Origin of the sequence: Pseudomonas sp. PICF6, from assembly GCF_009831705.1 — a bacterium.
GTDB classification, from domain to species: Bacteria; Pseudomonadota; Gammaproteobacteria; order Pseudomonadales; family Pseudomonadaceae; genus Aquipseudomonas; species Aquipseudomonas rhizophila.
This window is the reverse complement of the sequence record NZ_WUUD01000018.1, coordinates 13014-25957: the sequence shown is the minus strand read 5'-3', so window position 1 is coordinate 25957 and position 12944 is coordinate 13014. Positions and strand designations below refer to the sequence as shown.

The window sequence follows — 12944 nt, the reverse complement described above, 5'->3', positions numbered from 1 at the left end:
GGGCCAAACCGGCGGTTTATCACTTGCGGGGTTTGATCCGGGCCGTGGCTTCGGCCACCAGCGGATCGTCCGGCCAGTAATGCTTGGGATAACGTCCCTTGAGGTCTTTCTTTACTTCGGCATAGGTGCTGCGCCAGAAATTCGCCAGATCCTGGGTCACCTGCACCGGTCGCCGCGCCGGTGACAACAGGTGCAGTTTGACGACCTGTCGGCCGCCGGCAATGCGTGGGGTGTCGGCCAGGCCGAACAGTTCCTGCAAGCGTACCGCGAGAATCGGCGGGTGTTCGCTGTAGTCCAGGCGAATCGACGAGCCCGAGGGCACGCTCAGATGATGGGGCGCCCATTCATCCAGCCGTTGCGGCAAGGGCCAGGGCAGCAGGTTGTGGACGATACTCGACAGGTCCAGGTTGGCGAAATGGCTGAGGCGTGACACGCGTCCCAGGTACGGCATCAACCATTGCTCAAGCGTGTTCAGTAGCGCTCCGTCGCTGACATCTGGCCAATCACTCTCGCTCTTGGCCTCCAGGTCGAGCCGGCGCAACAGTGCCACCCGCGCCTGCCATTGCCGCAGCTCCGGCGTCCAGGGCAGCAACTCCAGACCCTTGCGCCGTACCAGATTCACCAGCGCCTGGCTGCGCGCCGACTCATCCAGCCCGGTCAGTGGCTCACGGCTGAGCACCAGTTCGCCGACCTTGCGCTGGCGCTCGGCCCGCAGCACGCCCTCACGCTCGTCCCAATCCAGTTGATCCACCGTGCGCACCTGTTCGGCCAGCACCGAATCAAACAGCGCCGGATCGAAGTCCGTCGCCAGGTAGATCCGTTCTTCCCGCTGCCCCTGACGGCTGCCCAGGTCGGCGATCACCAGCCACGGCTGTTTCATCAGGCTGTCCGCTTCGGCAAACAACGCTGCACGGCCGTTGGCCAGGCGATACTCCGCCCCGCCGGGCCGCCGCTGTTGAGCGACGCGATCCGGGTAGGCCAACGCCAGTAAAGCGCCCAGCCAGCGCGGATGTTCGGGGTCGGCGACGGCGTCTTCGGCCTTGCCCCGCAGGTAACCGCGATATTGCCGGGCCAGTTGCCGCGCCCGCTGTACCCCGCCCTGGGCGCCACGGGCCGCCCGCTCTTCACCGGACAGCAACGCCAGGCGCGTGTGCAGGTCCGCCCCGGCGCCGCGCAGAATGTCTCGCTCACCCAACAGCGCCGCGACGTTGCACGCCATGTCCGCCAGCCCCAGCGACTGCCCCCGCAGCAGCAAATGCGCGATGCGCGGGTGAGCCGGCAGTTCGGCCATGGCTTGGCCATGACGGGTCAGTTGCTCGCCGTCCAGCGCGCCCAGGCGTTGCAGCAGCTCCTGCGCCTGGGCATAAGCGGCGGTGGGCGGGATGTCGAGCCAGACCAATTGCTGCGGCGTCACGCCCCAACGCCCCAATTGCAGAGCCAGCCCGGCCAGGTCCGCCGAAAGAATCTCTGCGCTGCCATAAGCGGCCAGTTGTTCGTGCTGGTCTTCGGACCACAACCGATAGCACACCCCCGGCTCCAGACGCCCGGCCCGCCCGGCCCGCTGAGTGGCGCTGGCCCGGGAAATCCGCTGGGTGTCGAGGCGAGTCATACCGCTGCCCGGATCGAAACGCGGCACCCGCGCCAATCCGGCATCGATCACCACCCGCACGCCATTGATGGTCAGGCTGGTTTCGGCGATGTTGGTGGCCAGCACCACTTTGCGCTGGCCGGGCGGCGCCGGGTCGATGGCCGCGCGTTGGGCGGCGAGGTCCAGCTCGCCATGCAACGGACAGAGCAGCACATTGCCGCCTTCACCCAAGGCATCGGCCAGTTGCTGATGAACCCGGCGGATCTCCGCTTGCCCAGGCAAGAACACCAGCACGCTGCCGGTTTCATCGTGCAGGGCTTCGAGCACGGTCTGCACCAGGCGCGGCTCGATGAACTCGCCGGGCTGGAACGGCCGGCCCCAGCGCACCGTCACCGGGAACATGCGCCCCTCACTGCGCAGGATCGGCGCGTCGTCCAACAACCCGGCCAGGCGCTCGCCTTCCAGAGTCGCGGACATCAGCAGGATTTTCAGCGGCTGGTCGTCGCGAAACAGCTCGCGGCCATTGAGACTCAAGGCCAGGGCCAGGTCGGCGTCGAGACTGCGTTCGTGGAATTCATCAAAAATCAGCAGCCCCACACCCTCCAGCGCCGGGTCGTCCTGCAAGCGGCGGGTGAGGATGCCTTCGGTGACCACTTCAATGCGGGTCTTGGGGCCCACCTTGCTGTCGAGACGAATTCGGTAGCCGACGGTTTCACCGACCTTTTCCCCCAGCTCGCTGGCCAGTCGCTCGGCCGCCGCCCGTGCCGCCAGGCGCCGGGGCTCAAGCATCAGAATCGTCTGCCCGGCCAGCCAGGACTCATTCAACAGGGCCAAGGGGACGCGGGTGGTTTTACCAGCGCCGGGCGGCGCTTCGAGCACGGCTTCGTGACGCGACGCCAAGGCTTGACGCAGGGCAGGTAAAACTTCATCAATCGGCAAAGAAATCATGCTGGCTCCAAAACAGAGGGCCGAGTATAACGGCGAACTGTTTAGCGTGGTCTGGACTCCAACCAGCAACGCCTTTACCTGCTCAGGAGATTGCTATGCGTATTCCCTTTCGCGTGATCGGCGGCGTTCTGGTCGCCTCCCTGCTGACCCAGATCAGCGCCTGCGGCTCGATCTTCTACCCCGACCGTCGCGGCCAGATCGACGGCAAGATCGACCCGGCGATTGCCGCGCTGGACGCCGTCGGCCTGCTGTTCTACATCATCCCCGGCCTGATCGCGTTCGCCGTGGACTTCGCCACCGGGGCGATTTATTTCGAGCCCGGCAGAAGCGTCCAGATCGAGCCAGAAAAACTCAAGCCGGCGATCAACGCCGACGGCAGCGTCAACAACCAAAAGCTGCAAGCGATTTTGGAGAGCGAACTGGGCCGCAGCTTCCCCCTGGACGACCCACGTTTGATCCAAAGCAAGGGCAACGCCCAGCAACTGGCCGCCCTCGGGCTTAAACCGGCCGCGTGATGGGCGCTATTGAAGGAACGACCGCGCCATGACCACCAGCACCGAACATGCCCGTCTGCTGCGTCTGGCCACCCGTGCTTCGGTGGCCGTGGCGCTTATTCTGGTCATTGCCAAGGCACTGGCCTGGTGGCTGAGCGGCTCGGTGAGCATGCTCGCCGGCCTGACCGACTCGGCGCTGGACGGCGTCACGTCGCTGCTCAACCTGCTGGCGGTGCATTACGCATTGCGCCCCGCCGACGAGGACCATCGTTACGGCCACGGCAAAGCCGAGTCCCTGGCCGGCATGGCCCAGGCATTGTTCATCGGCGGCAGTGCCGTGTTGATTGCGCTACAGGCGTTTGAGCGTCTGAAAAACCCGGTCCCGGTGGAAGCGGCCTGGCTCAGTGTCGGCGTGATCGTATTCTCCCTGGGGCTGACCCTGGCCTTGTTGGCGCTGCAACATCGGGTCGTCCGCGCCACCGGCTCCAACGCCGTGCGCGCTGACTCGCTGCACTATCGCTCGGATCTGTTGCTCAACGGCAGCATCTTGGTCGCCCTGGTGCTGGCCGGGTTGGGCTGGCATCAACTGGATGCCTGGTTCGGCCTGGGCATCGCCGTCTACATCCTGTGGAGCGCGATCCAGATCGCCCGGGAAAGCTTCGCGGTATTGATGGATGAGGAACTGCCGCCCGACGTCAGCCAGCGCATGCTGGAACTGGCCTGCGCGGTGCCCGGGGTACTGGGTGCCCACGATCTGCGCACGCGGATCTCAGGTAACCATTGGTTCGTGCAACTGCATCTGGAACTGCCGGGAGAACTGACCCTGTCAGTAGCCCACGGCATCAGCGACCAGGCCGCCGATGCCATACACCGCGCCTATCCGAAGGCGGAAGTGTTGGTGCATGCCGATCCGTCGGAAGTGGTGAAGCGCACCAGCGCCTGACGCCGAACACAGAACCCCGTGGCGAGGGAGCTTGCTCCCGCTGGCCTGCGCAGCAGGCCCAAGATTTTACGGTCGCTGCGCAACCGAGCGGGAGCAAGCTCCCTCGCCACAGGGGAGTGTTTTTCTTTCGAGTGATCAGTACGTCACCTGATACCCACGACTGCTCAAGCAACTCCCTTGGGCCTGACGATAGGTCTGTACCACTTGCGGCGCGGGCGGGTAGGTGTAGTTGCGCGGATCGAAACCGCTCTGCTGCACCGCCCAGCGATAGCATTCGTAGCCATCCTGATTGACCTGCTCGGGAGACTGGCCGTTGGCTGGATAAGCCACCACATCGTAGCTGTTGCCTTGGGGCTGGGGCTGCGGGTTGCTCACCGGCGCGTCAACGACGACGTAGTCCCGGGTGTTGGCTTCGTAGATGTAATAGGCACCGGCGGCGAGGAAAAACAGCGAGCCGCCGATCCAGACTTCCCGGGCATAATCGGGCAGATAACGGGTACGGATTCCGCGCGGCGGCTCAATCACGATATAGCGCGGCCCTTGGGGGCGATACCAGTAACCGCCCGAATAAAAATAGTCATGGCCACGGTAAGGCACGCGGTAGTGACGATCCGGAAAACGATCGATTACATACCCAGGACGATATTGCGGCCCCGGCCCCCAGCCGTTGCCATGACCGTCCGGCCGACCGGACCAGTGCTGATCAGGGCGAGAGTCATGGCTGGGGCGTGGCCCACCGCTCGGATAACCATCACTGCGGCGCGGAATATCGCGGTAGTAACCCGGCCTCGGCTCCTGGGTCTGGGTCACGCTGTCGGGGCGGCCCTGGATCGGCAGGCTGTTACCCGGTGGCTGCGGCGGACGACCATTGGGGTCTTGCGGCGGGCGGTTGTAGGGCTGGCCGCCTTGAGCGTGAGGCTGGACCTCAAACTGGCGGCTGTTGTCGCCGCGAATGATCTCGTTGCTCTGTGGCCGGGGTTGGCCTGAATAACCCTGGCCATTGCCACCTCGCCCGTCCGGGCCGCCACGATTTTGCTGATCGTCGGCCACTCCCTGCGCACTGACACTTGCCCACAACAGACCAACACCTGCCAAACGCCAGATGCGCGACTTCATGAAATTCCTCACAACGGTTCAGGGCCTGATGAATGAGACTGGAAAAGCCTAGGCCGGTTCTGCGACAGATTATCAGTCGCCGCCATTATTTCGCAGGCATAAAAAAGGGAGGCCCGTCGGCCTCCCCTTGAGAACTTCGTCCGTGCGCGACGCTTTTGACGTCGGCTCACCTCACGCCGTCTTCTGGACAGTGTGCAGCTCGGGGGTCTGCCAGACACCGGTGGGTGCTGCGACCGCGGCCGGCCGGATTAGGCGGGCCGCACTGGACTGTTTGTCCGAGCAGTGATCTTGGTGATAAGAATAGGCTCGGAGCACCGACGAATGATTGCGAAGATTGCGTAAATAAACATCACTTGCGCAATTTTTTACCTGCGATAGATAATATCCAGCAATTATCCAGACAAAGGCCCGACCAATGAGCAAACTCGACCGTTACGACCTGAGCATTCTGGCGGAATTGCAGCGCGACGCGCGCATCTCCAATCAGGAGCTGGCCGAACGCATCGGCCTGTCGCCGTCCCCCTGCTCGCGGCGGGTCAAGCAATTGGAAGACGACGGCTACATTACCCGTCAGGTCGCCCTGCTCGACCGCAAAATGCTCGGCCTGAGCCTGACGGCCTACGTGCTCATCGGCATGGACCGCCACACCCCTGAACGTTTCGAGAACTTCGAAGCCGCTATCCGCAATTTGCCCCAGGTGTTGGAATGCAGCCTGGTGACCGGCATGGATGCGGATTACCAGCTCAAGGTCGTGGTGCCGGACATGGACCATTATCAGAAACTGCTGCTGGGGCATCTGACCCGGATTGACGGGGTCACCAGTGTGCGGTCCAGCTTCGTGTTGAACCAGGTGCTCAACAGCACCGAACTGCCGCTGACTCATCTGCGCGGCTGACGACAAACGAGCGCCGCTTCACAGCCGCTCACCGACGTACGCGCGCATCGGCCAGCCCCCGAACCCAAACCACACTCGCCTTGAAGCCACGAATCAGCCTTTGAATTCCCGCGAGGCGTATTCGGCGAGCTTGCCCTGGATAAAGTCCAGAAAGCACTGGATCCTCAGGGCCAGTTGGGAGTTGCGGTAATACACCGCGTTGATCGGTTGGCGATATCCGCTGTTGGCATCGGCCAGCAGCACCTTGAGCTGGCCGGCACGGATGTCTTCACGGGTCATGAAGTCCGACAGGCACGCTATGCCCTGCCCTTGCAGCGCCAAGTGACGCACGGTTTCGCCACTGGACGCGCTGATGGCAGGCTGGATCGGCCAACGATCACCGTGCTCGTGGCGCAGCGGCCACTGATTGAGGCCCTCATTCTGGGCAAACCCCAACAGTGCATGCCGGGCCAGTTCGGCGACAGTGGCAGGTGTACCGTGCTGCTTCAGATAGGCCGGGCTGGCCAGGATATGCAGCGGACTGCACCCCAGGGATCGGGCATGTAGCGTCGAGTCGCTGAGGGTGCCGATGCGGATCGCTATGTCGGTACTTTGCTCGAGCAAATCGATGATCAGGTCGTTGCTGTTGAGTTCGAGCTGGATATCCGGGTAGAGCCCGCGGAACTCTTCGATATGCGGCACGATAGCGTGCAACATGAAAGGCGAAGCCGCATTGATCCGCAACCGCCCCGCCGGGTTTTTCTGGCGAGACGACAGGCGCTCCTCCAGCTCATCCATCTGGTCGAGAATGCCCTTGGCCTGCTCGAAGAAATACTTGCCCTCTTCGGTCAGGTCCATGCGCCGCGTGGTGCGGTTGATCAGCGTGGTATCGAGCTTGGCTTCCAGGCGCGACAAGGTACGACTGACCGCAGACGGCGTCTGCCCGACCTGCTCGGCGGCGGCGGATATCGACCCGCACTCGATCACGCAGACGAAAATCTGCAATTCGTCGGATCTGGCTTTCACGTATCCCCCTGTCGACTGCGCTCTCTTGTGGCGAGGGAATCTATCCCCGCCGGGCCGCAAAGCGGACCCGAGCCCCAGGATAGTATCGGGATACGTGACAAAAGAAAGGTCACGCCTTCAGGCCGAACACCTCAATCAAGTGCTGCTCATAACGCGCCACATCGGCCTCGATATTCGGGCGTTTCATCACGTCCACAGACAGGAAGGTTGGCAATCCGCTCATGCCCAGGAACTGGTTGGCCTTGTGGAACGGAAAGTACACAGCGTCCACACCCTTGGCTTCAAAGAAGTCGGTCGGGTCATCGAAGGCTTGCTGCGGGGCGTTCCAGGTCAGCGACAACATGTATTGCTTGCCCTGCAACAAACCACCGCTGCCGTATTTCTGCGAAGCATCGGAGCGGGTGCGGCCGTCGCTGGCATAGAGGCTGCCATGGCCTTCGGTGAAGACCTCATCGACGTATTTCTTGACGGTCCACGGCGCGCCCATCCACCAGCCTGGCATCTGGTAAATGATCACGTCGGCCCAGAGGAATTTGGCAACTTCTTCCTTGATGTCGTAACCACCGTCGATGAACGTGGTTTTCACATCGAACCCGCCACGGTCCAACACGCTGACCGCCGCATCATGGAGGGTGGCGTTATAGCGACCGTCGGAGTGAGCGAATTGTTTACCACCGTTGAGCAGCAGGACTTTTTTCATGGAGAGCCTCATCGGATTCCAGGGGACACGGTTGAACGGTCACCCAATGGAAAGATTGAAAATGATGGCGGCAGAGTACCGATGAGCTTGCGGCGGAGTAAGCACTGCAACGGCAAAACTGATTTGACCTATACGCACGAATAGGTAGCCAATTCTTGCCGTAGCATTCGCATACTTTTATTCAGGAGCCTCTCCGATGAGCGAATTGCACGGTTTCATCCTGCACGCCAAGACCCGTCCGGAAAAAGCCGAAGCCTTCGAAACGCTGTTTCGTGCCTACGTGGAACCGAGCCGTGCCGAACCCGGTTGCATCGAATATCACATGCTGCGAGACCGGCAAGACCCGACCCTGTTTATCTTCTATGAAATCTGGCAATCCCAGGCTCATCTGGACGTGCATTCGAACCTGCCGCACATGAAGCAGTTTTTTGAGCAGCGCATGGAATACCTGGAGCGCGATTTCGAGATCCGCCGCGTCGACATGCTCAGCCCGTCCTCGGCTAGCCGCTGATCAGCAAATGGCCGCCGAGCACAGCGAGGCCAATGAAAAACACCCGCCTGAACAGCACGGCGCTGATGCGCTGACGCAGCCATTGCCCCAGCCACATCCCCAACAGCGCTGGCGCCAGGGCCAGCACCGAAGCACTTAATTCGCCACCGCCCAAGGCGCCGCGCCACAGCAGGCCGGCCGCCAGGGCCAGTGTCGAAACCGTGAATGACAACCCCAACGCCTGCACCAGTTCGTCCTTGCTCAAGCCCAACGCTTGCAGGTACGGCACCGCCGGAATGACGAACACACCCGTCGCACAAGTGATGAGGCCAGTGAGCAGACCGCAGAACGGTGCGAGCCACGGCTCAACACTGGCAGCGACCCGCAATGTCGGCAGCAACAGCCCGCTCAGCGCGTACAGCAATAACGCGCCACCCAATGCTCGCACCGCCCAAGGTCCTCCCACCGTATCGAACCACAACGTGCCCAGAGCGGTGCCGATGCAAATCGCCAGCAACAGTGGCCACAAGCGCCTGATCAGGGTTTGCAGATGACCGCCAAAGGTCAGTTGCCAGATATTGGTCAGCGTGGCCGGGATGACGAGCAACGCCGCAGCCTGTGTCGGAGCCATAGCCAGGCCGAGCAGGCCCATGGAAATGGTCGGCAGGCCGAGGCCGATCACACCCTTGATGGTGCCGGCCAGCAGGAAAGTGCCTATGACCAGCAAAGAAAGGGCAGGGCCAAGATTTTGATAGAAAGCCATGAGTGTGTTCATGGGGCTATCGTGGGCCCTGGCGGTCGGGTTTTGAATCTGCCATATACTGAGATAGCCTCTGGCCGAGCAAGAGGCTGAAGAATTTGCTGAGGCTGTAGACGCCATCGCGAGCAGGCTCGCTCCCACCTTGGATCCTGCATTGTTCTCGTGGGAGCGAGCCTGCTCGCGATGACAATGTTCCAGACACCCCAGAACCCGGCACAGGATCACATCCCCCATGCACTTCGACCTCACCGACCTGCGCCTCTACCTGCACATCCTCGACACCGGCAACATCACTGCCGGCGCTGCCCGCAGCCATCTCTCCCTGGCAGCGGCCAGTGCCCGGGTCCGGGCCATGGAGGCCTCCCTGGGGATTGAATTGCTCGAACGCGGGCGGCGCGGTGTAACACCCACATCGGCCGGCCAGGCACTGGCGCAACATGCCCGGGTGTTGCTGCAACATGCCGAACACCTGCAACAGGACCTCGGCGAATACGCCCGCGGCGTCAAAGGCCGGGTGCGGTTGTTGTGCAACACCAGCGCCATGACCGAATACCTGCCGGAATTGCTGGCCGACTTTCTCAAGGCCCATTCCAACCTCGACATCGATCTGCAGGAATTGCCCAGTTCACGGATCACCCATGCGCTGCGTCAGGGTGCGGCGGACCTGGGTATCATCTCCGACGCGGTGGACATCGCCGGCCTTGAAACCCGCCCCTTCCGCGATGATCCGCTGGTATTGATCCTGCCCTCGGAACATCCCCTGGCTGACGGTCGTCCGCTGAACTTCAATGAGACCCTCGGCCATGATTATGTAGGCCTGAACGCTTCCAGTGCGCTGGCGATTTACCTCGAAGAACAGGCGCTGCACACCGGACGACGCATGCACATTCGCATTCGCGCCGACGGTTTTGATGGCGTGATTCGCATGGTCGCTCATGGTGCGGGCATTGCCATCGTGCCAAAGGCCGCGATCGCGCGGCGCCCGCCCGAACCTTCCTGGCAATGGGTCTCGCTGCAAGAGGCCTGGGCTCAACGCTCACTGCGGCTGTGCGCCCGCCGCTTCGACAACTTGCCCGCCTACGCCAAAGCCCTTGCCACGCACCTGACCGCTCGCTGATGCGCGCTTCTGGATAGGCCGGTGTCGAGCACAGGCATCTGCCCGATCATGTCGCGCGTTAGGGTGCCTGCTCTCTTCTGTCCCTTTCGGAGTTCACATGACCGCCCCCATCACCGTCCTGCGCGATACCCATCCGCTGCCCGTACTCGATGCCTGCAAATGGGAAAAACTCGAAGGCGATCCGCACACCGTCAACCTCAACGCCTACACCAGCGAAGACGGCAGCAAGATCATGGGCACCTGGATCTGTACACCGGGCAAGTGGCGCGTCGACTATGTGAAGTGGGAGTACTGCCATTTCCAGGAAGGCTACTGCATCATCACCCCCGATGGCATGGAGCCGATCCATCTGCGGGCCGGTGACATCTTCGTCATCGAGCCTGGCATGAAAGGCACGTGGGAAGTGGTCGAGACCGTGCGTAAATACTTCGTCTTCGCCTGAAACAAAAAACCGAGAGACCACCCGACATGGTCTCTCGGAAAACAGCTTTCCAAATTGCACAGGCTCTGTGGCGTCGATGCCCCAGCTCTTATTGCGGCTTGCGATAGCTGTTAACAATCGCCGAAAAATCCTTGCCGCCCTCGCCCCGCTGACTCATCGCCTGGTACAACTGCTGCGCAACCGCGCCTAGCACCACCGGCTGATGAACCTGCCGCGCCGCTTCGGTAGCCAGGCCCAGGTCCTTGAGCATCAGCTCGGCACCAAAGCCCCCGGTGTAGCCACGGGACGCCGGTGCTGTTTCGATCACGCCAGGCCACGGGTTGTAGGTGTCTGAACTCCAGCAACGGCCTGTTGAGCTGTTGATGATCCCGGCCAGTACCTGCGTATCGATCCCCAGGGCATCGCCCAGGGCCATGGCTTCGCTGACGCCTACCATGGAAATCCCCAACAGCAGGTTGTTGCAGATCTTGGCGATCTGCCCGGTGCCGACGTCGCCGCAATGCACGATATTACGGCCCATCTGCGCCAGCACCGGTTGCAGGGTGGCGAACAATTCAGCGGTGGCACCCACCATGAAGGTCAACGTGCCGGCCGCTGCGCCACCGGTGCCGCCGGAGACTGGCGCGTCGGCCATTGCTACGCCTTGTTTGGCGGCTGCGGCGGCAACATCGCGAGCGGTCTGCGGGTCGATGGTGCTGCAATCCACCGCGGGCGTACCGGCGGCGATGCCGGCCAGTACACCGTCGTCACCCAGCCAGACACTGCGTACATGAGCAGCAGCCGGCAACATGGTGATCACCAGGGCCACGCCCTGGGCCGCATCGCGAGGCGAGGCGCTGATGGTGCCGCCCAATGTGGCCAGTTCAGCCAGCACCGTCTGGTTCAGGTCGAACAGGTTCAGCGAATGGCCGGCCTTGAGCAGATTGCGCGCCATGGGGGCGCCCATGTTGCCCAGACCGATAAATGCGATCTTCATGTCCGGCTCCTTAACGCAGATTGATGGTGGTGTTCACACCGTCATTGACGCTGTCATCATCGAACCAGCGTGCGGTAACGGTCTTGGTCTGAGTGTAGAACTGCACCACTTGTTTGCCGTAGGGGCCCAAGTCACCGAGTTTCGAACCACGGGAGCCGGTGAAGCTGAAAAACGGCACAGGTACCGGAATCGGGATGTTGATCCCCACCTGGCCGACGTCGATTTCGCTCTGGAATTTACGCGCCGCCGCCCCGCTTTGCGTGAACAGGCCGGTGCCGTTGCCAAACGGGTTGGCATTGACCAGGGCGATTGCCTGATCAAGGGTGTCGACTTCCAGCACCACCAACACCGGACCAAAGATTTCTTCGGTGTAAATACGCATCCTGGTAGTCACGCCGGAAAACAGGGTCGGGCCGACGAAGTTGCCTTGCTCGAAACCCGGCACGCTGATGTCACGGCCATCAAGTTCCAGCTTGGCCCCTTCCTGTACGCCACTCTCGATCAATTCAAGAATCCGCGCCTTGGCCCGCTTGGAAATGACCGGGCCGACATCCGTGCCCGGCTCACTGCCGGCGTTGACCTTGAGCTTCTGCGCCAGGGCCTTGAGCTCGGGCAGCCATTGCTTGGCCGCGCCCACCATGACCACCACCGAAGTGGCCATGCAACGCTGGCCCGCCGCCCCGAAACCGGCGCCGACCAAAGCATTGAGGGTCTGTTCGCGATTGGCATCAGGCAACACCACCGCATGGTTCTTGGCGCCCATCATCGATTGCACGCGCTTGCCATGCCGACCCGCCAGGTCATACACGTGGGTGCCGACCGCCGTTGAGCCGACAAAGGAAACCGCCTTGATGTCCTTGTGGGTGCAGAGGGCATCCACCACATCCTTGCCGCCATGCACCACGTTGAGCACGCCCGCCGGCACGCCAGCCTCGATGGCCAGCTCCACCAGCAGCATGGTCGACAGCGGGTCCTGCTCCGACGGTTTGAGCACGAAGGTGTTACCGCAGGCGATGGCCATCGGGAACATCCACAGCGGAATCATCGCCGGGAAATTGAACGGGGTAATGCCCGCGCACACACCAATCGGTTGGCGCAACGTGTAGGTATCGACGCCGCCGGCAACGTTCTCGGCAAACTCGCCCATTTGCAGGGTGCCGATGGAACAGGCGTGTTCGACCACTTCCAGGCCACGGAAAATATCGCCCTCGGCATCAGCGATAGTCTTGCCCTGCTCGGCGCTCAGTACGGCGGCGATGCGTTTGGAGTGCTCGCGAATCAGCGCCTGGAGCTTGAGCATGATGCGCATCCGCGCACCGATGGGGGTCAGCTTCCAGGTCTGGAAAGCACGCTGGGCGGCGGCAATGGCGGCATCGACTTCCGACGCCGTGGCGAACGGGACTTTCGCCAGTACCTGCTGGGTGGCCGGGTTGACGATGTCGTGCCATTCGCTGGACTGGGATTCAACCC

At 62.3% G+C, this 12944-nt stretch carries 13 protein-coding genes; 6 read left to right on the top strand and 7 right to left on the bottom strand.

The window, feature by feature from the left end; translation table 11 throughout:
* Window positions 1-19: 19 nt before the first annotated feature.
* Window positions 20-2536 carry an ATP-dependent helicase HrpB gene (gene hrpB / locus GSM73_RS11260; RefSeq protein ID WP_076386450.1) on the bottom strand — a complete coding sequence of 839 codons (2517 nt, stop codon included), beginning with the start codon at window positions 2534-2536 and terminating at the stop codon, window positions 20-22.
* Window positions 2537-2631: 95 nt separating this feature from the next.
* On the opposite strand from hrpB, the gene GSM73_RS11255 reads away from it, so the two are divergent.
* Window positions 2632-3051: a hypothetical protein gene (locus GSM73_RS11255; RefSeq protein ID WP_047229536.1), complete on the top strand. Its 420-nt coding sequence runs from the start codon at window positions 2632-2634 to the stop codon at window positions 3049-3051.
* A gap of 28 nt (window positions 3052-3079) precedes the next feature.
* The gene (locus tag GSM73_RS11250) at window positions 3080-3973 is read left to right on the top strand and encodes a cation diffusion facilitator family transporter (protein WP_047229535.1); all 894 of its coding nucleotides are present in this window, start codon (window positions 3080-3082) and stop codon (window positions 3971-3973) included.
* 135 nt (window positions 3974-4108) lie between these two features.
* On the opposite strand, the gene GSM73_RS11245 is transcribed toward GSM73_RS11250, so the two are convergent.
* Window positions 4109-5089: a DUF6515 family protein gene (locus GSM73_RS11245; RefSeq protein ID WP_047229534.1), complete on the bottom strand. Its 981-nt coding sequence runs from the start codon at window positions 5087-5089 to the stop codon at window positions 4109-4111.
* A 415-nt stretch (window positions 5090-5504) separates the two neighbouring features.
* On the opposite strand from GSM73_RS11245, the gene GSM73_RS11240 reads away from it, so the two are divergent.
* On the top strand, window positions 5505-5984 hold the full coding sequence (locus tag GSM73_RS11240; RefSeq protein ID WP_047229533.1) for an Lrp/AsnC family transcriptional regulator: 480 nt from the start codon (window positions 5505-5507) through the stop codon (window positions 5982-5984).
* 93 nt (window positions 5985-6077) lie between these two features.
* Here GSM73_RS11240 and GSM73_RS11235 read toward each other — a convergent pair whose 3' ends face one another.
* Both GSM73_RS11235 and GSM73_RS11230 read right to left on the bottom strand, forming a co-directional pair.
* On the bottom strand, window positions 6078-6989 hold the full coding sequence (locus GSM73_RS11235; protein ID WP_076386452.1) for a LysR family transcriptional regulator: 912 nt from the start codon (window positions 6987-6989) through the stop codon (window positions 6078-6080).
* 109 nt (window positions 6990-7098) lie between these two features.
* Window positions 7099-7689 (bottom strand): NAD(P)H-dependent oxidoreductase, encoded by a 591-nt coding sequence (locus GSM73_RS11230; RefSeq protein WP_047229531.1) that lies wholly within the window; start codon window positions 7687-7689, stop codon window positions 7099-7101.
* 196 nt (window positions 7690-7885) lie between these two features.
* Here GSM73_RS11230 and GSM73_RS11225 point away from each other — a divergent pair, with 196 nt between their 5' ends.
* A complete protein-coding gene (locus GSM73_RS11225) occupies window positions 7886-8200 on the top strand; it encodes a putative quinol monooxygenase (protein WP_047229530.1) in 315 nt (104 codons plus the stop codon).
* Here GSM73_RS11225 and GSM73_RS11220 read toward each other — a convergent pair.
* Complete coding sequence (locus tag GSM73_RS11220; protein ID WP_139051220.1) at window positions 8190-8954, bottom strand: sulfite exporter TauE/SafE family protein; 765 nt, start codon at window positions 8952-8954, stop codon at window positions 8190-8192. The genes GSM73_RS11225 and GSM73_RS11220 overlap by 11 nt on opposite strands.
* Window positions 8955-9171: 217 nt before the next feature.
* On the opposite strand from GSM73_RS11220, the gene GSM73_RS11215 reads away from it, so the two are divergent.
* On the top strand, window positions 9172-10056 hold the full coding sequence (locus tag GSM73_RS11215) for a LysR substrate-binding domain-containing protein (RefSeq protein WP_047229528.1): 885 nt from the start codon (window positions 9172-9174) through the stop codon (window positions 10054-10056).
* A gap of 97 nt (window positions 10057-10153) precedes the next feature.
* Window positions 10154-10498 carry a cupin domain-containing protein gene (locus GSM73_RS11210; protein ID WP_047229527.1) on the top strand — a complete coding sequence of 115 codons (345 nt, stop codon included), beginning with the start codon at window positions 10154-10156 and terminating at the stop codon, window positions 10496-10498.
* A gap of 88 nt (window positions 10499-10586) precedes the next feature.
* On the opposite strand, the gene mmsB is transcribed toward GSM73_RS11210, so the two are convergent.
* Both mmsB and GSM73_RS11200 read right to left on the bottom strand, forming a co-directional pair.
* Window positions 10587-11474, bottom strand: a complete 888-nt coding sequence (gene mmsB / locus GSM73_RS11205; protein ID WP_047229526.1) for a 3-hydroxyisobutyrate dehydrogenase — start codon at window positions 11472-11474, stop codon at window positions 10587-10589.
* 10 nt (window positions 11475-11484) lie between these two features.
* Window positions 11485-12944: CoA-acylating methylmalonate-semialdehyde dehydrogenase (locus GSM73_RS11200; RefSeq protein ID WP_372241375.1), on the bottom strand; the 1460-nt coding region annotated here is incomplete at its 5' end.

What these genes read in the sequence shown, in the direction of transcription:
- hrpB (WP_076386450.1), bottom strand. Translation starts at nt 2,536, where the DNA reads ATGATTTCTTTGCCGATTGATGAAGTTTTACCTGCCCTGCGTCAAGCC.
- GSM73_RS11255 (WP_047229536.1), top strand. Translation starts at nt 2,632, where the DNA reads ATGCGTATTCCCTTTCGCGTGATCGGCGGCGTTCTGGTCGCCTCCCTG.
- GSM73_RS11250 (WP_047229535.1), top strand. Translation starts at nt 3,080, where the DNA reads ATGACCACCAGCACCGAACATGCCCGTCTGCTGCGTCTGGCCACCCGT.
- GSM73_RS11245 (WP_047229534.1), bottom strand. Translation starts at nt 5,089, where the DNA reads ATGAAGTCGCGCATCTGGCGTTTGGCAGGTGTTGGTCTGTTGTGGGCA.
- GSM73_RS11240 (WP_047229533.1), top strand. Translation starts at nt 5,505, where the DNA reads ATGAGCAAACTCGACCGTTACGACCTGAGCATTCTGGCGGAATTGCAG.
- GSM73_RS11230 (WP_047229531.1), bottom strand. Translation starts at nt 7,689, where the DNA reads ATGAAAAAAGTCCTGCTGCTCAACGGTGGTAAACAATTCGCTCACTCC.
- GSM73_RS11225 (WP_047229530.1), top strand. Translation starts at nt 7,886, where the DNA reads ATGAGCGAATTGCACGGTTTCATCCTGCACGCCAAGACCCGTCCGGAA.
- GSM73_RS11220 (WP_139051220.1), bottom strand. Translation starts at nt 8,954, where the DNA reads ATGAACACACTCATGGCTTTCTATCAAAATCTTGGCCCTGCCCTTTCT.
- GSM73_RS11215 (WP_047229528.1), top strand. Translation starts at nt 9,172, where the DNA reads ATGCACTTCGACCTCACCGACCTGCGCCTCTACCTGCACATCCTCGAC.
- GSM73_RS11210 (WP_047229527.1), top strand. Translation starts at nt 10,154, where the DNA reads ATGACCGCCCCCATCACCGTCCTGCGCGATACCCATCCGCTGCCCGTA.
- mmsB (WP_047229526.1), bottom strand. Translation starts at nt 11,474, where the DNA reads ATGAAGATCGCATTTATCGGTCTGGGCAACATGGGCGCCCCCATGGCG.